Source organism: Rubrimonas sp. (assembly GCF_036788415.1).
Lineage (GTDB): Bacteria > Pseudomonadota > Alphaproteobacteria > Rhodobacterales > Rhodobacteraceae > Rubrimonas.
The window spans coordinates 54,778-76,847 of sequence record NZ_DAIQNN010000003.1; the positions used below are offsets into that span (position 1 = coordinate 54,778).

Sequence of the window (22,070 nt, forward strand, 5' to 3'; positions counted from 1 at the left end):
GCGCCGCCGGACACCCGAGATTGACAGACTCTGCGCGCCGCCGCATGAGCGGCTCAAGGCGCGCCGCCGTCGCGCCGCCGGGGAGGCCCTATCGTGGCGCTGAGCGACAATGCGCGCGGCGCGCTCTATATGAGCGTGAGCATGGGGGGCTTCGCGCTCAACGACGCGCTGATGAAGCTCGTCTCGTCCGAACTTCCGCTGATGCAGGCGATCCTTCTGCGCGGAATCGCGGCGTCGGCGCTGATCCTGCTGCTCGCCTGGCGCGCCGGGGCGCTCGCCTTCCGGCCCCGCCGCGCCGACGCGATCCCGCTCGCGATGCGGACCTTCGCCGAGATCGGCTCGACGCTGTGCTTTCTCACCGCGCTGTTCAACATGCCGCTCGCCAATGCGACGGCGATCCTGCAGGCCTCGCCGCTGGCCGTGGCGCTCGCGGCGGCGTGGCTGCTGGGCGAGCCGGTCGGGTGGCGGCGCTATCTGGCGATCAGCATCGGCTTTCTCGGCGTGCTCATCATCGTGCGCCCCGGCGCCGAGGGCTTCACGGCCTATTCTCTGCTCGCGCTGGCGGCGGTGGGCTTCATCGTGATCCGCGATCTGGCGACGCGCCGGCTGACGGCGGCGACGCCCAACCTTTACGCGACCGCCCTGACCTCGGTCGCCATCATGGCGGCGGGCGGCGTGGGCGCCGCCGCGCAGGACTGGGCCCCGCTGTCGCTGCGGGCGTCGGCCATCCTCGGGGCGGCTTCGGTCTTCCTGCTGATCGGCTACAATTTCGGCGTCAAGACCATGCGGGTCGGGGACGTGGCCGTGGTCACGCCATTCCGCTACTCGATCCTGCTCTGGGCGATGCTGCTCGGGTTTGTCCTGTTCGGCGACGTCCCCGACGCGCTCACGCTGCTCGGGGCCGCCATCGTGGCGGGGGCCGGCGCCTTCACGCTCTGGCGCGAACAGCGGGCGCGGCGACTGGCGCAGGCGCTTGCGCGCGCCGGACGCGATTGACCTGCTGGACATCGCCGTCGCGCAACCGCCACAATGGAGCCGCCGCCGGGGCTTCGCCCGGCCCGCCCGAAAGGCGCCGAGACATGCGGATCGCCATCGGTTGCGAACTCTCCTACGCGCTGCCCGCCGACACGCCGTTGATCGCGATGTTGACCGTGCATCACTCGCGCGCGCCGCAGCTGGAGCGGCCCGATTGGGTCGTCACGACGCCCGCCGTCCCGATCGAAAGCTATCGCGACGTGTTCGGCAACTGGTGCTGCCGTCTCGTCGCGCCCGCCGGCGCGTTCACTTTGGGCACCGACAGCGTGATCCGCGACCACGGCGCGCCAGACCCTGTGGACTGGAGCGCGGGACAGCACGAGGTCGCCGATCTCCCCGCCGAGACGCTGCAATTCCTGCTCGGCAGCCGCTATTGCGAGACCGACCGCCTGTCGGAGGAGGCGTGGCGGCTCTTCGCGGGAACGCCGCCCGGATGGGCGCGCGTGCAGGCGATCTGCGATTTCGTCCATAACCATGTGACCTTCGGCTACGAACACTCGCGCGCCACCCGCACCGCCGCCGAGACCTATGCGGAGGGGCGCGGCGTCTGCCGCGACTTCACCCATCTGGCCGTGACCTTCTGTCGCTGCATGAACATCCCGGCCCGCTACTGCACCGGCTATGTCAGCGACATCGGCCAACCCCCGCCCTACGGCCCGATGGATTTCGCCGCATGGATGGAGGTCTGGCTCGGCGGGCGCTGGCGCGTGTTCGATCCGCGCAACAACAGCCCGAGGATCGGGCGCATCCTCATCGCGCAGGGGCGCGACGCGGCGGACGTGCCGCTGACCCACACTTTCGGACCCAATGCGCTGACGGGTTTCCGCGTCTGGACGGACCAGATCCCGGACTGAGAACCCCCCGCTGGACAGCGCCGCCGCGCTGCTGTCAAAGTCATGCGCATCGAGGCGCGTCGGCGCCCATCCGCTCTGCATCGACAGACAGGGAGACCAGCAGATGACCAAATCCTTCGGCGCGCTCGCCGCGGCGTCGCTTCTCGCGATGGCCGCCGTCCACCCCGCAGCCTTCGCCGAGACCCCTCCCGACACGCTCGTGATCGCCGACAAGATCGACGACATCGTCTCCATCGACCCCGCCGAGGCGTTCGAGTTCTCGGGCACCGACATGCTCAACAACGTCTACGACACGCTGGTCGAGCTCGACCCGACGCAGCCCGGCGTGCTCGTCCCCGGCCTCGCCGAAAGCTGGTCGGTCGCGGAGGACGGCGTCACCTACACCTTCAGGATGCGCCCCGGCGTCACCTTCTCCTCGGGCAACCCGGTCCGCGCCGAGGACGCCGCCTTCTCGCTGCAGCGCGTGATCAAGCTCAACAAGACGCCGGCCTTCATCCTCACCCAGTTCGGCTTCACGCCCGAGAACGTCGAGGAGCGCATCCGCGCCGAGGGCGACACGGTGGTGATCGTCACCGGCGAGCCCTTCGCGCCGACATTCGTTTACAACTGCCTCACCGCCATCGTCGCCTCGATCGTCGACAAGGAGGTGGTGATGGCCAATGAGGTGAACGGCGATCTCGGCTACGAATATCTCAAGGGCGCGTCGGCCGGCACGGGCGCTTATGTGCTGCGCAGCTACAAGCCCGCCGACAGCTATGTGCTCGACGCCCGCGAAGGCCACTGGCGCGGCGACGCCAAGCTCAAGCGCGTGTTCCTGCGTCATGTGCCCGAGCCCTCCACCCAGCGCCTGCTGATCGAGAAGGGCGACATCGACATCGCGCGCACGCTGACGCCCATCGACGTGGACGGCCTCGCCGGCAACCCGGACGTCACCGTGACCTCCGACGTTGGCGGCTACATCCACTACATCGCGCTCAACCAGAAGCGCGAGCCGCTGAATAATCCCCTCGTGATCGACGCGATGCGCTGGCTGATCGACTATGAGGGGATGGCGAACAGCTTCCTGAAGGGCCAGCAGATGGTCCATCAGGCGTTCCTGCCGCGCGGCTATCTCGGCTCGATCGACGAGACGCCCTACAGCCTGAATGTCGAGAAGGCGAAGGCGCTGCTGGCGGAAGCCGGCGTCGGGCCGTTCACCACCTCGATCTCCGTGCGCAACAGCCAGGACCGCATGGAGATGGCGCAGTCGATCCAGAACACCTTCGCGCAGGCCGGCATCACGGTCGAGCTGAAAGTGGGCACCGGCGCCGAAGTGCTGGGCGACTACCGCGCGCGCAACCACGACATCACGCTGCAGGCCTGGGGGCCGGACTATCCCGACCCGCACACCAACGCGTCGACCTTCGCGGTCAACCCCGACAACAGCGACGAGGCGAAGCTGACCGGACAGCTGGCGTGGCGCACGGCCTACGAGCCGGGCGAGGTGATGGAGATGGCGCTCGCCGCCGTGGTCGAGCGCGACGCCGACAAGCGCGCGGCGATGTATCAGGAGATCCAGCGCCGCCACCGCGACGACTCGCCCTTCATCGCGATGTTCCAGTCGATCGACCAGACGGCGCTGCGGTCCAATGTCGAGGGCTTCTTCACCGGCGGCTCGACCGATCAGGCCACCTACTGGCTGGTCACGAAGTGAGCCATCGCGCGCCCGGAGACCGCTCCGGGCGCGCGACCTTCTCCCGATGAGCGACATCGCCGCTGCTCCCGCGCGCCGCCCGTCGCGTCTGCTGTCCCGCCTGCGCGGGCTGGCGGGCGTGATGCTGGCGCTCGCCGCCACATTCCTCGGCCTGCTGCTGGTGACCTTCGTCATCGGCCGGGTCGTGCCCATCGACCCGGTGCTCGCCATGATCGGCGAGCGCGCCACCACCGCGCAATATGAAGCCGCCCGCCTCGCGCTCGGCCTCGACGAGCCGATCTGGAGGCAGTTCCTGATCTATGTCGGCGACGCGCTGCGCGGCGATTTCGGAACGTCGCTGCTGACGCGCCAGCCGGTCGCGCAGGACATTCTGCGGGTGTTCCCCGCGACGCTGGAGCTCGCCACCATCGCCACGATCTTCGGCGTTCTGATCGGGGTGCCGGCGGGTGTTTTCGCCGCCTCCAGGCCCGGCGGGCTGGTCGATCAGGCGGTGCGGCTGATCGGGCTGATGGGCTATTCGATGCCTGTGTTCTGGCTGGGGCTGATGGGGCTCCTGCTGTTTTACGGCATTCTCGGCTGGGTGGGCGGGCCGGGCCGGCTCGACAGCGGCTTCGAGATGATGTTCGAGTTCGACGTCGAGCGCGTGACGGGGATGATCCTCCTCGACACCGCGCTCGCGGGGCGGTGGGACATCTTCCGGAACGCGCTCAGCCACATCGTGCTGCCGGCGGGCGTGCTCGGCTACTACTCGATGGCCTATATCAGCCGGATGACGCGCAGCTTCATGATCGCGGAGCTGAGTCAGGAATACGTCACCACCGCCCGCGTGAAGGGGATGCCGGAATGGCGGGTCGTGTGGGTCCATGCGCTGCGCAACGTGATGGTGCCGCTGATCACGGTCGTGGCGCTCTCCTACGCCAATCTGCTGGAGGGCTCGGTGCTGACCGAGACGGTCTTCGCCTGGCCCGGCCTCGGCCTCTACATCACCAACGCGCTGTTCTCCGCCGACATGGCCGCCGTGATGGGCGGCACCATCGTCGTCGGCGCGGTGTTCGTCTGCCTCAACATGCTGTCGGACGTGCTCTACCGCCTCGTCGATCCGAGGGCGCGATGAGCGATCTGACTGCATGGCTGCTCGACCCCGCCCCCGCCTCGCGGACGCAGGCGCGGCTGGGGCAGGCGTGGCTCGGCTGGCTGCGGCTGCGGCGCAACCCGCTGGCGATGCTCGGGCTCGCCATCGTGGTCGCGCTGCTGGCGATGGCGGCGATGGCCCCGTGGATCGCCACGCACGACCCGTTGGCGCAGGACCTGTCGCAGCGGCTGCTGCCGCCGGGCTCGGCGGGCCACTGGCTCGGCACCGACGAGTTCGGCCGCGACATCTGGAGCCGGATCGTGTTCGGCGCCCGCGTGACCTTGTATATCGTTGCGCTGGTGGTGGCGACTGCGCCCTTGTTCGGGCTGCTCGTCGGCGCGGTGTCGGGCTATTTCGGCGGCTGGGTCGATCAGGTGCTGATGCGCATCACCGACATCTTCCTCGCCTTTCCGCGCCTGATCCTCGCGCTGGCGCTGGTGGCGGCGCTGGGCCCCGGCATCGAGAACGCGGTGCTCGCCATCGCGCTCACCGCCTGGCCGCCCTACGCCCGCGTCGCCCGCGCCGAGACGCTGACGGTGCGCAGCGCGGACTACATCGCCGCCGTGCGGTTGCAGGGAGCGGGGTCGGGGCGGATCATCTGGGGGCATGTCATGCCGATGTGCCTGCCCTCGGTCATCATCCGCGTCACACTCGACATGGCGGGAGTGATCCTGACGGCGGCGGGGCTCGGGTTCCTCGGTTTGGGCGTGCAGCCGCCGCTGCCGGAATGGGGGCTGATGATCTCGTCGGGGCGGAAATTCCTGTTCGACCAGTGGTGGGTGGCGACGATGCCGGGCCTTGCGATCTTCATCGTCTCGCTCGGCTTCAACCTGCTCGGCGACGGCCTGCGCGACGTGCTCGACCCGCGGAACTCCGGCAAATGAGCGCGCTTCTGGAGGTGGAGGACCTCCGCGTCACCTTCGACACCGAAGCTGGGCCAGTCGAGGCGGTGCGGGGCGTCTCCTTCACGCTGGGGCGCGAGCGGCTGGCGATCGTGGGCGAGTCGGGCAGCGGCAAGACGATCACCGGCCGCTCGATCCTGCGGCTGGTGCGCCCGCCGGGGCGGGTGAGCGCCAAGCGCATGGCGCTCGACGGGGTCGAGTTGCTGGAGCTGTCGGAGCGGCGGATGCGCGCGCTGCGGGGCCAGCGCATCGCCATGGTCATGCAGGACCCGAAATTCTCGCTCAACCCGGTGATGAAGACCGGCGCGCAGCTGACCGAGGGGCTGCGCCTGCGCGACCGCATGGGCGCGCGCGACGCCCGCCGCCGCGCGCTCGAGATGCTGGAGGCGGTGCAGATCCGCGACCCCGAGCGCGTGATGGAGGCTTATCCGCACGAGCTGTCGGGGGGCATGGGCCAGCGCGTGATGATCGCGATGATGCTGATCCCCAATCCCGACCTGCTGATCGCCGACGAGCCGACATCGGCGCTCGACGTCACGGTGCAGACCGAAGTGCTGAACATCCTCGACAAACTGGTGCGCGAGCGCGGCATGGGGCTGATCTTCATCAGCCACGACTTGCCGCTGGTGGCGCAGTTCTGCGACCGGGTGCTGGTGATGTACAAGGGCCGCGTGGTGGAGGAGATCGCCGCCGACCGGCTGTCGGAGGCGCGGCACCCCTACACGCGCGGGCTGCTCGGCTGCCTGCCGCGCATCGGCGGCGCGCGCGGGCCGCTGCCCGTGCTCAAGCGCGATCCGGCATGGGAGATGTGAGCGCGTGCCCCTGATCGAGATCGACCGCCTCAGCGTCACTTTCCACCAGCAGGGCCGCGACGTGCGCGCGGTGCGCGACGTGTCGTTCGACGTCGAGGCGCGCGAGAGTTTCGGCCTCGTGGGCGAATCCGGCTCGGGCAAATCCACCATCCTGCGCGCGATCTGCGGGCTCGCGCCGATCTCGGAGGGCGCGATCCGCATCGGCGGCGTCCCCGTCAAATCGCCGCGCGATCGCGCCTTCGCGCGCCGGGTGCAGATGGTGTTTCAGGACCCCTACGCCTCGCTGCACCCCCGCCGCACGGTGGACGCCACTCTGCGCGAGCCGCTGGAGATCCACCGCATCGGCGAGCGCGACCGCCGCGTGACCGAGGCGCTGCGCGATGTGGGCCTCGATGCGAGCTTCCGCTTCCGCTTCCCGCACCAGCTGTCGGGCGGCCAGCGCCAGCGCGTCGCCATCGCCCGCGCGCTGATGCTGGAGCCCGAAATCCTGCTGCTCGACGAGCCGACCTCCGCGCTCGACGCCTCGGTGCAGGCCGAGGCGCTGAACCTGCTGGCGCGGCTGCGCGCGGAGCGGGGGCTGACTTTCCTGATGGTCAGCCATGATCTGGCGGTGATCGACCACATGTGCGACCGGCTGGCGGTGATGAAGGACGGCGCGGTGGTCGAGCGGCTCGACCGCGCGGCGCTGGCCTCGGGCGGGGCCGTCGAGCCCTACACCCGCGCGCTGTTCGCGGCCTCGGCCTACGCAGCCCGCGACGCGCTCCCGGAGCCGCAGCCCGCCTGACCTCCCCGCCGCCTTGCCCGCTTCCCCCCGATCCGCTATCGCCTGCGCGCATCGACAAGGGGCGCGCCGATCATGGCCAAGGACGACAGAAAGCCGCGCCGGCCGCGCGCCGAGACGCCGAGGGGGTTCCGCGACTGGTTCGGGCCGGACGTGCTGGCGCGCGACGCCATGCTCGGCGCGATCACCGAAGTCTATCGCCGCTACGGCTTCGACCCGCTGGAGAGCTCCGCCATCGAGACGGTCGAGGCGCTCGGCAAGTTCCTGCCCGACGTGGACCGCCCCAATGAGGGCGTCTTCGCCTTTCAGGACGACGACGAGACCTGGCTCGCACTGCGCTACGACCTGACCGCGCCGCTCGCCCGCGTCTACGCCCAGCACCAGCGCGACTTGCCGACCCCCTATCGCCGCTACGCCGTGGGCCCGGTCTGGCGCAACGAGAAGCCGGGGCCGGGGCGGTTCCGCCAGTTCACCCAATGCGACGCCGACACGGTGGGGGCCGCCAGCGTCGCCGCCGACGCGGAAATCTGCGCCATGTTGGCGGATGCGCTCGAGGCGGCGGGGATCGCGCGGGGCGACTATCTGATCCGCGTGAACAACCGCAAGGTGCTCAACGGCGTGCTGGAGGCCATCGGCCTCGGCGACCCGGAGGCCGACGCCCATGCGCGCGGCGTGGTCAGCCGTTCGGTGGACAAGCTCGACAAGCTGGGGCCGGAGGGCGTGCGGCTGCTGCTCGGCGAAGGCCGCAAGGACGAGAGCGGCGATTTCACGAAGGGCGCTGGGCTCGCTCCTGACCGGATCGAGCTGATCATGGGCTTTCTCGACGCCCGCCGCGACGACGCCGCCGCCACCTGCGCCGCGCTGCGCGACCTTGTCGGCCACACCGGCGTCGGCGCCGAGGGCGTCGCGGAGCTGGAGGAGATCGCCGCGCTGCTCGACGCGCAGAGCTACGGCCCCGAGCGCGTCGTGATCGACCCCTCGGTGGTGCGCGGCCTGGGCTATTACACCGGCCCGGTCTACGAGGCCGAGCTGACCTTCGAGATCCTCGACGACAAGGGCCGCAAGCGCCAGTTCGGCTCGGTGGCGGGCGGCGGGCGCTATGACGACCTCGTCAAGCGCTTCACCGGGCAGAGCACGCCCGCGACCGGCGTCTCGATCGGCGTGGATCGGCTCCTCGCAGCGCTGCGCGAGAAGGGCCGGCTGGCCGAGGCCGCGCAGGGGCCGGTGGTCGTCTGCGTGATGGACCGCGCCCGCATGGCGCAGGCGCAGACGATCTGCGCCGAACTGCGCCGCGAGGGAATTCGCGCGGAGGTGTTCCTCGGCGGCGGGAACATGGGCAGGCAGCTCAAATACGCCGACAAGCGCCAGAGCCCCGTCGCCGTGATCGAGGGCGAGGACGAGACGGCGCGGGGTGTGCTCCAGCTCAAGGACCTCCGCCTCGGCGCGCTGCTCGCCCAGAGCATCGAGAGCAACGAGGCGTGGAAGGCCCAGCCGGCGCAGCTCGAAATCCCCCGCGCCGAACTGGTGGCGCAGGTGCGCGCGATGCTCGCCCGCCGCTACGACGGCGCGGCCTGAGCCGATGGCCGCCGACCGCGCCTACATCGCCGGGGGCCGCGTCGGCGCGCCGCGCGCGGCGCTGGCGGGCCTGTGCGCGCGGATCATGGCGCTGTTCGAGGCGGCGGGCTGCATGCGGGTCGAGCCCGCGGCCCTTCACTCCGCCGACGCGCTGCTCGACGTCTATGGCGAGGATGTCCGCGCCCGCGCCTTCACGGTGGACGAGCCGGGCGGCGGCGCGCTGTTCCTGCGCCCCGACTTCACCGTGCCGGTCCTGCAACTCCACCTCTCCGCCCGCGCCGAGCCCGCCCGCTACAGCTATCTCGGCCCGGTCTGGCGGCGTCAGGCGCCGGGGTCCGCGCGCCCGACCGAATACCTTCAGGCGGGGCTGGAGATTTTCGGGGAGGAGGCCGCCGAGGCCGACGCGGAGATCTTCGCGCTGATCGCGCGCGCGCTGGCTGAGGGCGGCGTGGAGGCGCCCGAAATCGTGACCGGCGATCTGGGCGTCGCGGCGGCGATGCTGGATGCGGCGCCGATCCCCGACGCCCGCCGCGCCGCGCTCAAGCGCCACTTCTGGCGCCCGCACCGCTTCGCCGCGCTCCTGCGCCGCTTCTCTGCTCCCGCTCCCCCGCCGTCGCCCCGCCGCGCCGCGCTGCTGGCCGCCGCCGACGACCCCGCCGAGATCGCGGCCCTCGCCCATGCCGAGGGCGCGCTGGTCGGCGCGCGCGGGCTCGACGAGATCGCCGCGCGGGTCGAGGCGCTGGCCGAAGATTCGCGCGAGGCGCCGCTGCCGGCCGACCTCGCCCGCGCGCTCGACGCCGCCTTCGCGGTCGACGCCCCCGCCGCCGACGCCCATGCCCGACTTTCCGACCTCGCGCGCGGGGCGGGGCTCGACATCGGCCCGGCGCTCGACCGGTTCGCGCGCCGCCTCGACGCGCTGGCCGCGCGCGGCTTCGACGCGCACGCACTGCCCTTCCGCGCCTCCACGGCCCGGACGCTGGAATATTACGACGGCTTCGTCTTCGAGATGGCGGCGCCGGGCCGCCCAGACTTGCCGCCGCTCGCCGGCGGCGGGCGTTACGACGGCATCGCCGCCGCCCTCGGCGCCGATCATGCGGCGCCGGCGGTGGGCGGGATCGTGCGGCCCGAGGCGCTGATGGCGGCGGGAGGGGGGCGGCCATGCTGAAGCTCGGCCTGCCCTCCAAGGGCCGCCTGCAGGAGCAGAGCATCGAGGCCTTCGCCGAATTCGGCCTCGCCATCGAGCGGCAAGGCGCGGAGCGGGAATATTCCGGCCGCCTGAATGGCGCGCCCGACGTCGCCCTCACCCTGATGAGCGCGGGCGAGATCCCGGCGGCGCTGGCGGCGGGCGAGATCCATCTCGGCGTGACCGGCCTCGACCTGATCGCCGAGCGCATCCCCGACGCCGGCCTCCGGGCGCCGGTGCTGGCGAAGCTCGGCTTCGGTCACGCCGACCTGATCGTGGCCGTGCCGGCCTGCTGGGCCGATGTCGAGACCATGCACGACCTCGACGAGGTCGCGGCGCAGTTCCGCGCGCGCCACGGCCGCCCGATCCGCGTCGCGACCAAATACCACCAGCTCGCCCGGCGCTTCTTCGCGCAGAGCGGGGTGGCCGATTACCGCCTCGTGGACAGCCAGGGCGCGACCGAGGCGGGGCCGCGCAACCTGACCTGCGAGGCCATCGTCGACATCACCTCCTCCGGCGAGACCTTGCGCGCCAACCATCTGCGCATCCTCGAGGACGGTCTGATCCTGCGGTCCGAGGCGGTTCTGGCGCTGGCGCGCGGGGCCGGCTGGGACGAACGCAGCCGCCGCGCGCTGGGAGAATTGGGGCGGCGCATCGGCTTCGACGCCGAGACCTTCGGGCTCTGAGGGCGGCGCATGGGCGAGCTGATCGTCGGGCTCGCGGGCACGCAGGCGGGCGAGGCGCTTGCGCTGGCGCTCGCGCTGCTCTCCGCGCTCGCCCATGCGATCTTCGGCGCGATCAACAAGGGCTCGCGCGATCCGTATCTGACGCGCGGCGCGATCAACATCTGCTACGCGCTCGGCGCGCTTCCCTTCGCGCTGTTCGTGCTGCCCTGGCCGACGCCCGCGCTCTGGGGCGCGCTGGCGGGGGTCTATCTCATCCACATCGTCTATGAATGGCTTCAGGCGCGCTCCTACGAGATCGGCGGCTTCACGGTCGTCTATCCCATCGCGCGCGGCACCGGCCCGCTGATGACGACGTTGGCCGCATTGGTCGTGTTCGGCGAGCATTTCAGCGCCGGGCAATGGTCGGGGCTGCTGCTGCTCACCGGCGCGATCTACGGCCTCGCCTTCGCCAATGTCCGCGCGCTGGGGATCGAGGATCTGGCGGCGGCGCGCCGTCTGAAATCGGCCATCGGCACGGCGCTGCTGACGGGCTGCATGATCGCGCTCTACACGATCTGGGACGCCTGGGGCATACGGCTCGCCGAGAACCCCTTCACCTTCCTCGCCTGGTTCTTCGTGCTGGGCGGCGCGGGGTTCCCGCTGATCGCGGCGGCGCGCTGGCGCCGCCTCGCCCCCGCCGACCGGCCCGAACTGTCGGAGCTTGCGACGCGCGGCGTGTTCGGCGCGCTGATCGCCTATCTCAGCTTCGGCTCGGTGATGCTGGCAACGCGATTGGGGCATGTCGGCGAGGCGGCGGCGATCCGCGAGACGTCCATCGTCTTCGCGACCGCCATCGGCGTGCTGATCTTCCGCGAGCGCATCGACGCGGCGCGCCTCGGCCTGATCGGGTTGATCGCGCTGGGCGCCGTGCTGGTGAAGATCGGCTGAAGCGGCTATATCCCCGGCGTCGCCGCGAAAGGATGCTCATGAACCCGTTTGTGAAACTGGCGCTCGAGATCGGCCCGCTCGTCGTGTTCTTCGGCGCGTTCCAGCTGTTCAAGGGCGCGCCCGTGGAAGTCGGCGGCGTGTCCTATGACGCGGTCGTGGTGGCGACTGCGCTGTTCGTGCCCGCGATCCTCGCCTCGCTCGCCGCCTCCTGGGCGATGACGCGCAGCCTGCCCAAGATGGCGGTGTTGACGGCTGTCGTCGTTGTGATCTTCGGCGGGCTGACCATCGCGCTCAACGACGAGACCTTCATCAAGATGAAGCCGACGATCGTGAATGGCTTGTTCGCGCTGGCGCTGGGCGTCGGCCTGCTGCAGGGTCGCAGTTACCTGAAATATCTGATGGGCGAGGCGCTGCCGCTGAACGACGCCGGCTGGATGATCTTCACGAAACGCTGGGCGCTGTTCTTCGTGTTCCTCGCCGTGTTGAACGAGGCGATCTGGCGCACGCAGAGCACCGATTTCTGGGTCGCGTTCAAGACCTTCGGAAATCTGCCGCTGACACTTGCGTTCATGGCGAGCCAGTGGCCTATGCTGAAGCGGCACGGGTTGGGCGGTTGAACGCGCTCAGACCGCCGCGCCGACCGGGCAGGTGACGCCCGTCCCGCCGATGCCGCAATAGCCGCCGGGGTTCTTGGCGAGATATTGCTGGTGGTAGTCCTCGGCGTAGTAGAATTCAGGCGCGTCGAGGATTTCCGTCGTGATGGCGCCGTAGCCCGCCGCGCGCAGCCGGCTCTGGAACGCGTCGCGCGAGGCTTCGGCGGCGGCCTTCTGGACTGCGTCGCAGCAGTAGAGCCCCGAGCGATATTGCGTGCCCACGTCGTTTCCCTGCCGCATGCCCTGCGTGGGGTCGTGGCCCTCCCAGAACACCTTGAGCAGCGCGTCATAGGAAATCTGCGCCGGGACGAACACGATCAGCGCCACTTCGTTGTGGCCGGTCATGCCCGAGCACACTTCGCGATAGGTCGGGTTCGGCGTGTGACCGCCCGCATAGCCGACTGCGGTCACCCAGACGCCCGGCAGGCTCCAGAACATCCGCTCCACGCCCCAGAAGCAGCCCATCCCCACCATCGCCCGCGCATGGCCTTCGGGGAACGGACCCTTGAGCAGGCGGCCGTTGACGAAATGCGTCTGCGCCGTCGGGATCGGGTCGGGCCGGCCCTTCAGCGCCTTTTCGGGCGCGGGGATCTCGGCGGGCTTGCGGGTGAAGAACATCGGCGCCTCCTGACTGTCCAGCCACATATGCGGCGGCGGTCCCCCTGCGGCAAGGGCGGGAACTTTACGCGAACTTCCGCTTTCCCCGCACCGCCGCCCGCGCTATCCTGCGGCGCATGACGCATGGCTTCGAAGAGGCGGACGCCTTCGCGGCGTATGAAGGGCGCAAGCTGTCGGAGCTTGCTGCCCCGCGCCCGCGCGCGCCCTATCTGGATGGCCTCAACCCCGAGCAGCGCGCCGCCGTCGAGACCACCGAAGGCCCGGTGCTGGTGCTCGCCGGCGCCGGCACTGGCAAGACCCGCGCGCTGACCGCCCGCATCGCGCATCTGCTGGCGACGGGGCGCGCGCAGCCGAACGAGATCCTCGCCGTCACCTTCACCAACAAGGCCGCCCGCGAGATGCGCGCCCGCATCGGCGCGATGATCGGCGGCGCAGTGGAGGGGATGCCCTGGCTCGGCACGTTCCATGCGCTGTGCGTGAAGATGCTGCGCCGCCACGCCGAACTCGCCGGCCTCAAGCCCAGCTTCACCATCCTCGACACGGACGACCAGCTGCGCCTGCTGCGCCAGCTGATCCAGGCCGCCAATCTCGACGAAAAGCGCTGGCCGCCGCGCCTGCTCGCGAGCCTGATCGACCGCTGGAAGAACCGCGCCTGGACGCCCGACAGCCTGCCGCCCGAGGAAGGCGCGCAGTTCGGCGGCCATGGCGGCGCGCTCTATTCCGAATATCAGGCGCGGCTGCGCGTGCTGAACGCCGCCGATTTCGGCGACCTGCTGCTGCATTGCGTGCGCATCCTCCAGCGCGAGCCCGAGCTTCTCGCCCGCTACCGGCGCTGGTTCCGCCACATCCTCGTGGACGAGTATCAGGACACGAACGTCGCGCAGTATCTGTGGCTGCGGCTGCTCGCGGGCGAGCGCGGCAATGTCTGCTGCGTCGGCGACGACGATCAGTCGATCTATGGCTGGCGCGGCGCGGAGGTCGAGAACATCCTGCGCTTCGAGAAGGATTTTCCGGGCGCCGCCGTCATCCGGCTCGAACGCAACTACCGCTCGACCGGCCACATCCTCGCCGCCGCCTCCGGCGTGATCGCCGCCAACAAGGACCGGCTCGGCAAGACGCTCTGGACCGAGGACGAGATGGGCGAGCCGGTGCGCCTGATCGGCCATTGGGACGGCGACGAGGAAGCCCGCTGGATCGGCGAGGAGATCGAGCGCCAGCAGGCCGGCACGCGGGGCCTCGCGCCCCTCTCCCTCAACGACATGGCGATCCTCGTGCGCGCCTCGCACCAGATGCGCGCGCTGGAGGACCGCTTCCTGACCATCGGCCTGCCCTATCGCGTGATCGGCGGCCCGCGCTTCTTCGAGCGCGCCGAGATCCGCGACGCGATGGCCTATTTCCGCGTCGTCTGCTCGCCGGACGACGGGCTGGCCTTCGAGCGCATCGTCAACACCCCCAAGCGGGGCCTCGGAGACAAGGCGCTGCTCAAGCTGAACGCCCGCGCCCGGGCAGACGGGGTGGGGCTGCTGGAAGCCGCGCGCCGCGAGGTGGCCGATGGCGGCTTCACCGGCAAGACCCGCGCGGCGCTGGCGGAGCTGGTCGCGGGCTTCGATCGCTGGTCGGCGGAGAATGCGGCGGAGGGCTGCGACCATGTCGAGCTCGCCCAGACCATCCTCGACGAAAGCGGCTATACGGCGATGTGGCAGGCGGACAAGTCGGCCGACGCGCCGGGGCGGCTCGACAACCTCAAGGAGCTGGTGCGCGCGCTCGACGAGTTCGAGAATCTGCAGGGGTTCCTGGAGCACGTCTCGCTGGTGATGGACAACGCGCAGGACGACGCCGCCGAGAAAGTGTCGATCATGACGCTGCACGCGGCCAAGGGACTGGAGTTTCCGTCGGTGTTCCTGCCGGGCTGGGAGGACGGGCTGTTCCCCTCGCAGCGCGCGATGGACGAGAGCGGGCTCAAGGGGCTCGAGGAGGAGCGCCGCCTCGCCTATGTCGGCATGACGCGGGCGCGCGAGCGGCTGACGATCAGCTTCGCCGGCAACCGCCGCATCTACCATCAATGGCAGTCGCAGCTGCCCTCGCGCTTCATCGACGAACTGCCGCGCGCCCATGTCGAAGTTCTCACGCCGCCCGGCCTCGCCGGCGCCGGCCACGCGCCTGAACCCTTCGCCTCGACGCTGGAGAGCCGCGCGGCGCAGAGCTCGGTCTATTCCTCGCCCGGCTGGCGACGGATGCAGACGCAGGGCGCGGGCCGCACGCTGGCGAGCCCCGCCGAAGTCCGCCGCTCGGCTGTGGACGCCCACGCCGTCCCCGCGCATGAGGTCGGCGCGCGGGTGTTCCATCAGAAATTCGGATATGGGGTGGTCGAGGAGGTGGAGGGCGACAAGCTGACCGTCGTCTTCGAGAAGGCGGGAGAGAAGAAGGTCGTCGCCTCCTATGTGGCCGACGCCGACGAGGTCCCGTTCTGATGCGGGCTGCTGTCGCCCTGTGCGCGCTGCTGGTGGCGGGCGCCGCCGCCGCCCAGGCGCCCCTGCCGAGTTCCTCGGTCGCGCCGGAGGACCGCGAGCGCTTCCGCGTCTGCCGCGCCGCGATTTTCTACCAGCTCGGCGCGCCCCCGGGGGAAAACAATGTTCCGCACGCCGCCGCGCAGGCGCTGCTGGAGCAGATGAACCTGATCATGTTCGAGACCGTGCGCACCGCTCCGGCGGCGACGGTGGACGACGGCCGCAAGGCGCTGGAATTCGTCGAACAGTTCTTCCTGAGCTTCTCGCGCACGATCTCGGAGACGCGCGAGCGACTCGCCAACCCGGTGCGGCGCGAGGAGATCCTGCTCGATTGCATGCCGTGGATCTGGGGGATCGTGAAGGAGCGGATCGACTATCTGATCCTGTGGCGCGAACGCGTCATCGACGCGCCCCCCTACCCCAACCGTCTGGGCGAACAGCTCAAACGGTGAGGCGGGGCGCGTCGGTCGGCCGTCAGCGGCCGTAGACGCTCTGGCGCGCGATCTGGTCGATGTCCCAGCGCGAAAGGCCGAGATCGTCGAGTTCGCGGTCCGTCAGACCCGACAGCTCGCTGCGGGTGCGATGATAGGCGGCGCGGCGCGCAAGCGCGTCGCTCCACTCGCGGAACAGCGCCACGACGCCGTCGGCGAAGGTCGAAACCGACCGCGCGCGGGTCTGGGCGATGGTGGTCATTTGAAGCACTCCTGAACGCTGGCGCGGCGGGCCGGATCGCCCGTTGCGCTGTGTTGCGAAGATGCGCCTTCGGATGCGGCCCGACAACCACAGGCGGCGCAGACCGGCCATGCGCCGTTTGCAGGGCTTGTCGTAATTTTGTTAACGCGATTTCAGGGAGTTGGCTCTAACCCCCAGAGCGTTGCCGGTTTCTTTGCGTGCGTCGACTGCAGTCATGCGGTCAGGGTGCGTTGCGTCCCCGCCCCGCTTTCGCCGCCGCCAGCGCCTGCGGCAAGACGTCCGCGAACAGGTCGAGATCGGCCTCGGTCCCCACGCTGACCCGGATGCAACGATCCAGCGGCGCCACGCCCGGCATCCGGATGAACACGTCGCGCGCCACCACCTCGCGCAGCACCGCGCGCGCGAATTCGCCGTCGCCGCCGCAATCGATCGCGGCGAAATTCGTCGCGGAGGGGATCGCGGCCAGCCCGTTCTCCTCCGCGATCAGCGCCAGCCGCGACCGCCCGCGCGCAACCTGCGCGACCACCTCCGCGAGCCAGTCCTGAGCGCCGAGCGCCGCCAGAGCCCCGGCCTGCGCCACGCGCCCGACGCCGAAATGATTGCGCAGCTTGTCGAAGCCGCGCGCGATCTCTGGCGCCGAGAGCGCATAGCCCACGCGCAACCCTGCCAGCCCGTAGGCCTTGGAGAAAGTGCGGAAGCGGATCACGCCGGGGTCGTCGGCGGGAAATTCCGGCGCCGTCCCCTCGGGCGCGAAGTCCAGATACGCCTCGTCGAGAAAGAGCATGCAGTCTTCGGGCAAGGCCGCGCGCAGGTCGCATATGGCCTGCGCCGGCCAGACCGTGCCCATAGGGTTGTCGGGATTTGCGATGTAGACGATGCGCGCGCGCTCGGCCCGCGCGGCCGCCGCCAGCCCTTCCCAGTCCTCGCGGTCGTCGCGATAGGGGACCGAGACGCGCCGCGCGCCGAGCCCGTCCACATGGTAGCTGAAGGTCGGATAGCCGCCGAGCGACGTGACGACCGCGTCGCCATGCCCTGCGAACAGCCGCGCCGCGACGCCGAGCAGTCCGTCGATCCCCGATCCGACCGTGATCCGCTCCGGCGCCGCGCCCGTCAGCGCAGACAGCGCGTTTCGCAGCTCGAACGCCTCCGGGTCGCCATAGGCCCAGGCCTCATCCGCCGCGCGCGCCACCGCCGCGCGCACCGCCGGCGCCGGGCCGAACACGCTTTCGTTCGCCCCGAGCCGCGCAAGGAACGACCGCCCCCGCGCGCGTTCCTGCGTCTCGGGTCCGACGAAGGGGACAGTGGCGGGCAGGGCGGCGACGATGGGATTGAAAGGCGGCATGAGGGCGGCTCCGGCGGCTTCGCCTCCGGCTTGTCACGCCGCGCGCGCCCGATCAAGCCGAGGGGCCGTCAGTCGGCCGGGGCGACGCGGAAGATCGCGCCGTCGGCCTCGTCGGTCAGGAACCACAGCGCGCCGTCCGGGCCTGTGCGCACGTCGCGGATGCGGCCGAACTCCCCCTCGAACAGCCGCTCCTCGCGTCCGGTCGGGCCGTCCGGTCCCATCTCGACGCGGGCGAGCAGCTCCGCCCGCAGCCCGCCGGTGAACAGGTCGCCCCGCCAGTCGGGGAACAGCTCGCCGGCGTAGACAGTCAGCCCGGAGGGGGCGATGGAGGGGTCCCAGACGAAGAGCGGCTGCGCCATGCCCTCCTTCGCGGTCCCCTCGCCGATCTTCGCGCCGGAATAGTGTCGCCCGTAGCTGATGACCGGCCAGCCATGGTTCACGCCCGGCAGCGTCCGGTTGATCTCGTCGCCGCCGCGCGCGCCGTGCTCGACGCTCCAGAGCGTCCCATCTTCGTCGAGCGCCGCGCCCTGCGGGTTGCGGTGCCCCCAGGACCAGATTTCGGGCGGAGCCTCGCCGCCTTGCACAAACGGGTTGCCCTGCGGGATCGACCCGTCGGGGCGGATTCGGATCACCTTGCCGAGCCCGCTGCGCAGGTCTTGCGCGCCGGCGTCCCGGCCGCGATCGCCGAGGGTGACGAACAGCGCGCCGTCCGCCGCGACGACGATGCGCGAGCCGAAATGCCGCCCGCTCTGCAGGGTGGGGGTCTGCCGATAGATGACGGCGAGGTCCTCGAGCCCGTCGCCTTCCAGCCGCGCGCGCGCCACCGCCGTCCGCGCGCCGCCCTCGGCGGGTTCGGAATAGCTGAGAAACAGCGTCCCCGTCTGCGCGAAATCGCGCGCCAGCGCCACGTCGAGCAGGCCGCCCTGACCGGATTCCCAGACCTCGGGGGCGCCGGCGAGCGGGGCCGAGACGCGCCCGCCCTCGACGATCCTCAGCCGCCCGGGCCGTTCGGTCACGAGCAGCCGGCCATCGGGCAGGAAAGCCATCGCCCATGGGTGCTCCAGCCCCTCGGAGATCCTCTCGACCCGTACGGGGCCAGCGGAGCTGGGGAAGACCTGAGCCGTCGCCTGCTGCGCGACGGCTGTGAAAAGGCTAAGGGCTAGGGCTGCCCGTTGCATCGCGAACCTCCTGAAGAACGACGACGCCCTCGAGGTAGCCCCTACGGGGCCGGTCGCCAGGGGGGCCCTCAGTCCTCCGCGCCGACAGGGCGGGGGCGGCCTTCGTCGTCGATGGCGACGAAGGTGAAGACCGCGCCGGTCACCTGGTCGCGATGCTCGCTCTGGCGCTCGCGGCGAAAGGCCTGGACGTTCATGCGGATCGAGGTCCGCCCGATCTTGACGAGTTCGGCGTAGACCGTCACCTCGTCGCCGACCTTGACCGGGCGGTGAAAGGTCATCGCGTCCACGGCGACCGTGGCGACGCGCCCGCGGGCGATGCGCGCGGCGAGGTTGCCCGCGGCCATGTCCATCTGGCTCATCAGCCAGCCGCCGAAGATGTCGCCATTGGCGTTGGTGTCGGCGGGCATGGCGATCGTGCGGATGGCGGGCCGGCGGTCGGTCGCCATCTCGATGGCGCGCAGCTCGGGGTGTTCCTCGTCCTCGGCCATGCTCTCCCCCTCGCTGAGGCGCCGACGATGCGTCGCGACCGGCGGCGGCGCAATCCCCGGCGGCGGTCGCGTCAGTCGCGCTGCGGACGGGGGCGAAGCGCGGCCAGCCGGGCGAAGGGGCGTGCGGCCTCGTCGTCGAGCGGCTCGGTTCCGGCGGGGCCGTGGCGGCGGCCCTCGAACACCGCGCCGGGTTTGCGCGGATAGGGGTCGATGGCGAGCGCCGCCGTCTCCGCCGCCGCCTCGCCGACGTCGATGGCCTCGCCGAGCGGCTCGGTGACGTCGTCGGCCTCGTCCTCGTCGAGTTCGGCGATCCGGGCCTCCGGCAGATAGCGCCGCTCGAAGGGCTCCGACAGCGACGTCTCGATGCTCTCCAGCGTGATCACGCAAATCTGGCGCAGGGTCGCGGCGACCGTCCCGCGCAGCCGCCAGCCGCCCGGCGCCATCGGCTCGACCGTGGCCTCGACGCCGAGCGTCAGCAGGGCGGGCACGTTGAAGCGGCGGGCCAGCGCCGCGCATTCCTCGGCGCTCGCCTGCTCCGAGAGCGACGCCCCGCCGTCGGCGCGCAGACGCTCGACGGGGATGGGACGGGAGAATTCGGGCGGCGGCGGCGTGAACATCGGACATGCTCCCAGAACCGGCTCCAAGCGCCGGCGCGCGCGGCTCGCCGGAGCCGGCCGCCGTCGCTTGAACTTACATCACGCAACGCGTAGACGGGCAAGCGAGCGCAAACGTTCCTCAAGCCCGGAGACGCCCCGACGATGCGCCCGACAGCCCGTCTCGCCGTTCTGGCGCTGACCGCCCTGCTCGCCGCAGGCTGCGCGCCGACCTATTCAAGCCACGGCGTCGCGCCGCAGGCCGACCAGCTCGCCACCGTCGAGCCGGGGGTGGACACGCGCGGCTCGGTGCTGCGAAAGCTCGGCCGGCCCTCGACGATCGGGACTTTCGAGGACGACATCTGGATCTACGTCGCCAGCCGCGCCGAGCGGGTGGCGTTCTACGCGCCCGAAACCGTCGAGCGCAATGTGCTCGTGGTGCGCTTCGACGAGACGGGGCTCGTCGCGGAAGTCGGGCGCTACGGGCTGGAGGAGGGCGAGGAGGTCGCGCTCGCCACGCCGACCACGCCGACCTTCGGACGCGAGCTGACCTTCGTCCAGCAGGTCTTCTCCAATCTCGGGAATGTCGACGCGACCCAGATCGTCCGCGACCGCTGAGGCGATCAGCCGGCGCGCCGGCGGTCGAGCGCGAGCCAGATCAGCGCAGCGCCCGCCAGCGTCAGGAACGGCGCCATGGCGAGGTTGACGGCCTCCCAGCCGATCCCGTCCATCAGCGCACCCGAACTGAAGCTCGCGACGGCGACCAGCCCGAAGACAAGGAAGTCGTTGGCGCCCTGCACCTTGGAACGCTCCTCGGGCGCATGCGCGGCGGTGAGCATCGCCGTCGCCCCGATGAAACCGAAATTCCAGCCGATCCCGAGCAGGATCAGGGCGGCGTAGAACTGCGCGAGCTCCACGCCGGTCAGCGCGACTGCGGCGCAGCCGGCCAGCAGCGCGAGGCCCACGGCGATGATCCGCTCCGCGCCGAAGCGCGCGATCAGATGGCCGGTGAAGAAGGACGGCGCGAACATCGCCAGCACATGCGCCTGCACCACGCTCGCCGCGTCGTCGGGGTCGAAACCGCAGGCGACGATGGCGAGCGGCGTCGAGGTCATCACCATGTTCATCAGCGCGTAGGAGACCATGGCGCAGATGATGGCGACGGCGACGCGGGGCTGGCGCAGGATCTCGCCGAGCGGCCGTCCGGACCCGCCGTCGCGCCCGCGCGGCGGCGGCGGCGCGTCGAAGAACAGGAAGGCGAGCGCGCCGATGAGGTTGAGCGCCACGACCGCGGCGTAGGCGCCGGCGAAGGGCGCCGGCGCCAGCAGGTCGCGGGTCCATTTGGCGATCTCGGGTCCGAGGATCGCCGCGACCAGCCCGCCCGCCATCACGAAGGAGATCGCCTTGGCGCGGAACGCCGGCGCCGCGACGTCGGCCGCCGCGAAACGCAGCAACCCCTGCGTGCCCATATAGACCCCTGTCAGCGCGCCGCCGGCCACCAGCATCGCGAAGGAGCCCTGCGTCAGCGCATAAGCGCCGAGCGCCCCGCCCATCGCCCCGAACAGCGCGCCGATCAGGAAGCCGACGCGGCGTCCATGCCGGCCCATGATCGCCGAAATCATCGGCGCGGCGAACATCGAGACCAGCACGGTCACCGAAATCGGCAGCGTCGCCAGAGACTTGTCGTCGGCCAGCACCTGCCCCGACAGGCCGCCGAGGATGAACATCACGGGCATCTGCGCGCCGAGGATCGCCTGCGCCCAGATCAGCACGGCCACGTTGCGCCGCGCGATCCGGTGGGCGGCGGCGGGCGGCGGCGAAAGGTCGGCGGCGAGGGGCGCGTCGGTCATGCGCAGCGCATACGCCCCAGCGCCGGATGGCGCAATCGAGCCAGCGCCGGATGGCGCAATCGAGCCAGCGCCGGATGGCGCAATCGAGCCCGCGCCGGATGGCGGATGCGGGGGCGCGTCGGGGCTATCTGGCGGCGGCCTCGTCGGCCTCGCGCAACATCCGCCCGAGCAGGCCCCAGAAGAAATCCGCCCCCGGATAGCCCTCGATTCGCCCGATCTCGCGCCCGTCCGCGACGAGGATGAATGTCGGCGTGTAATGCGCGCGCCGGGCCATCTCGACCCCGGGCACCGGCTGGTCGCGGATGTCGAGCCGGCGCAGCGGCGCGCGGAGCCCTTCCTCCGATTCGGCGTAAACGCCGCCGACATCGGCGTTCCAGCGCGCGCACCACGGGCAGCCATGCTCCTCGAACATCAGCAATTCCATGGCGTTGACGGAAAAGCTGCAGCCGAGTGCGACAATTCCCCCTAGCAGCGCGCGGCGGAGATTCATTGACGACCTCTCAGTTTGCACATAGCGCAGACGTAATAAGCGCCTTGATCGAGCGCAATCGCGAAGGCGAATTCTAGG

General features: G+C 70.8%; 23 protein-coding genes. 15 read left to right on the forward strand and 8 right to left on the reverse strand.

Going from position 1 to position 22,070, the window contains the following annotated elements:
* Positions 1-93 precede the first annotated feature (93 nt).
* From V7Q31_RS01540 to V7Q31_RS01595, 12 genes are all read left to right on the forward strand, one after another.
* Complete coding sequence (locus V7Q31_RS01540) at positions 94-996, forward strand: DMT family transporter (RefSeq protein WP_333831902.1); 903 nt, start codon at positions 94-96, stop codon at positions 994-996.
* Between the two features lie 83 nt (positions 997-1,079).
* Positions 1,080-1,889 (forward strand): transglutaminase-like domain-containing protein, encoded by an 810-nt coding sequence (locus V7Q31_RS01545; RefSeq protein WP_333831903.1) that lies wholly within the window; start codon positions 1,080-1,082, stop codon positions 1,887-1,889.
* Between the two features lie 103 nt (positions 1,890-1,992).
* Positions 1,993-3,582 carry an ABC transporter substrate-binding protein gene (locus V7Q31_RS01550; protein ID WP_333831904.1) on the forward strand — a complete coding sequence of 530 codons (1,590 nt, stop codon included), beginning with the start codon at positions 1,993-1,995 and terminating at the stop codon, positions 3,580-3,582.
* Between the two features lie 46 nt (positions 3,583-3,628).
* On the forward strand, positions 3,629-4,696 hold the full coding sequence (locus V7Q31_RS01555) for an ABC transporter permease (RefSeq protein ID WP_333831905.1): 1,068 nt from the start codon (positions 3,629-3,631) through the stop codon (positions 4,694-4,696).
* Complete coding sequence (gene nikC / locus V7Q31_RS01560) at positions 4,693-5,598, forward strand: nickel transporter permease (protein WP_333831906.1); 906 nt, start codon at positions 4,693-4,695, stop codon at positions 5,596-5,598. The genes V7Q31_RS01555 and nikC overlap by 4 nt, the downstream gene beginning before the upstream one ends.
* Positions 5,595-6,428, forward strand: a complete 834-nt coding sequence (locus V7Q31_RS01565) for an ABC transporter ATP-binding protein (RefSeq protein ID WP_333831907.1) — start codon at positions 5,595-5,597, stop codon at positions 6,426-6,428. The genes nikC and V7Q31_RS01565 overlap by 4 nt, the downstream gene beginning before the upstream one ends.
* 4 nt (positions 6,429-6,432) lie before the next feature.
* On the forward strand, positions 6,433-7,212 hold the full coding sequence (locus V7Q31_RS01570) for an ABC transporter ATP-binding protein (RefSeq protein ID WP_333831908.1): 780 nt from the start codon (positions 6,433-6,435) through the stop codon (positions 7,210-7,212).
* Between the two features lie 72 nt (positions 7,213-7,284).
* Positions 7,285-8,784, forward strand: a complete 1,500-nt coding sequence (hisS, locus tag V7Q31_RS01575) for a histidine--tRNA ligase (RefSeq protein WP_333831909.1) — start codon at positions 7,285-7,287, stop codon at positions 8,782-8,784.
* A gap of 4 nt (positions 8,785-8,788) precedes the next feature.
* The gene (locus V7Q31_RS01580) at positions 8,789-9,949 is read left to right on the forward strand and encodes an ATP phosphoribosyltransferase regulatory subunit (protein ID WP_333831910.1); all 1,161 of its coding nucleotides are present in this window, start codon (positions 8,789-8,791) and stop codon (positions 9,947-9,949) included.
* Positions 9,943-10,653: an ATP phosphoribosyltransferase gene (gene hisG / locus V7Q31_RS01585; protein WP_333831911.1), complete on the forward strand. Its 711-nt coding sequence runs from the start codon at positions 9,943-9,945 to the stop codon at positions 10,651-10,653. Before V7Q31_RS01580 ends, hisG begins: the two co-directional genes overlap by 7 nt.
* A 9-nt stretch (positions 10,654-10,662) precedes the next feature.
* Positions 10,663-11,580, forward strand: a complete 918-nt coding sequence (locus V7Q31_RS01590) for a DMT family transporter (RefSeq protein WP_333831912.1) — start codon at positions 10,663-10,665, stop codon at positions 11,578-11,580.
* Between the two features lie 38 nt (positions 11,581-11,618).
* A complete protein-coding gene (locus V7Q31_RS01595; protein ID WP_333831913.1) occupies positions 11,619-12,197 on the forward strand; it encodes a septation protein A in 579 nt (192 codons plus the stop codon).
* Between the two features lie 6 nt (positions 12,198-12,203).
* Here the strand turns inward: V7Q31_RS01595 and msrA are convergent, their stop codons facing one another.
* A complete protein-coding gene (gene msrA, locus V7Q31_RS01600; protein ID WP_333831914.1) occupies positions 12,204-12,851 on the reverse strand; it encodes a peptide-methionine (S)-S-oxide reductase MsrA in 648 nt (215 codons plus the stop codon).
* Between the two features lie 116 nt (positions 12,852-12,967).
* Here msrA and V7Q31_RS01605 point away from each other — a divergent pair, with 116 nt between their 5' ends.
* Positions 12,968-15,322, forward strand: a complete 2,355-nt coding sequence (locus tag V7Q31_RS01605) for an ATP-dependent helicase (protein WP_333831915.1) — start codon at positions 12,968-12,970, stop codon at positions 15,320-15,322.
* Positions 15,322-15,810 carry a hypothetical protein gene (locus V7Q31_RS01610; RefSeq protein ID WP_333831916.1) on the forward strand — a complete coding sequence of 163 codons (489 nt, stop codon included), beginning with the start codon at positions 15,322-15,324 and terminating at the stop codon, positions 15,808-15,810. Before V7Q31_RS01605 ends, V7Q31_RS01610 begins: the two co-directional genes overlap by 1 nt.
* Before the next feature lie 22 nt (positions 15,811-15,832).
* Here the strand turns inward: V7Q31_RS01610 and V7Q31_RS01615 are convergent, their stop codons facing one another.
* The 5 genes from V7Q31_RS01615 to V7Q31_RS01635 all read right to left on the reverse strand — a co-directional run bounded on the left by V7Q31_RS01615 (position 15,833) and on the right by V7Q31_RS01635 (position 19,676).
* Positions 15,833-16,051, reverse strand: coding sequence for a DUF1127 domain-containing protein (locus V7Q31_RS01615; protein ID WP_333831917.1), 219 nt, complete (start codon positions 16,049-16,051; stop codon positions 15,833-15,835).
* Positions 16,052-16,271: 220 nt separating this feature from the next.
* Positions 16,272-17,393, reverse strand: a complete 1,122-nt coding sequence (locus tag V7Q31_RS01620; protein ID WP_333831918.1) for a pyridoxal phosphate-dependent aminotransferase — start codon at positions 17,391-17,393, stop codon at positions 16,272-16,274.
* Between the two features lie 68 nt (positions 17,394-17,461).
* Complete coding sequence (locus V7Q31_RS01625; RefSeq protein WP_333831919.1) at positions 17,462-18,571, reverse strand: PQQ-dependent sugar dehydrogenase; 1,110 nt, start codon at positions 18,569-18,571, stop codon at positions 17,462-17,464.
* Between the two features lie 68 nt (positions 18,572-18,639).
* Positions 18,640-19,059, reverse strand: a complete 420-nt coding sequence (locus V7Q31_RS01630) for an acyl-CoA thioesterase (protein WP_333831920.1) — start codon at positions 19,057-19,059, stop codon at positions 18,640-18,642.
* A 71-nt stretch (positions 19,060-19,130) separates the two neighbouring features.
* Positions 19,131-19,676 (reverse strand): YceD family protein, encoded by a 546-nt coding sequence (locus V7Q31_RS01635; RefSeq protein ID WP_333831921.1) that lies wholly within the window; start codon positions 19,674-19,676, stop codon positions 19,131-19,133.
* 141 nt (positions 19,677-19,817) lie between these two features.
* Between V7Q31_RS01635 and V7Q31_RS01640 the strand changes: the two genes are divergently transcribed.
* Positions 19,818-20,270, forward strand: a complete 453-nt coding sequence (locus tag V7Q31_RS01640; RefSeq protein ID WP_333831922.1) for an outer membrane protein assembly factor BamE — start codon at positions 19,818-19,820, stop codon at positions 20,268-20,270.
* Positions 20,271-20,275: 5 nt separating this feature from the next.
* Here V7Q31_RS01640 and V7Q31_RS01645 read toward each other — a convergent pair whose 3' ends face one another.
* Positions 20,276-21,502, reverse strand: a complete 1,227-nt coding sequence (locus V7Q31_RS01645; RefSeq protein ID WP_333831923.1) for an MFS transporter — start codon at positions 21,500-21,502, stop codon at positions 20,276-20,278.
* 124 nt (positions 21,503-21,626) lie between these two features.
* Positions 21,627-21,992 carry a hypothetical protein gene (locus V7Q31_RS01650; RefSeq protein ID WP_333831924.1) on the reverse strand — a complete coding sequence of 122 codons (366 nt, stop codon included), beginning with the start codon at positions 21,990-21,992 and terminating at the stop codon, positions 21,627-21,629.
* Positions 21,993-22,070: the final 78 nt, after the last annotated feature.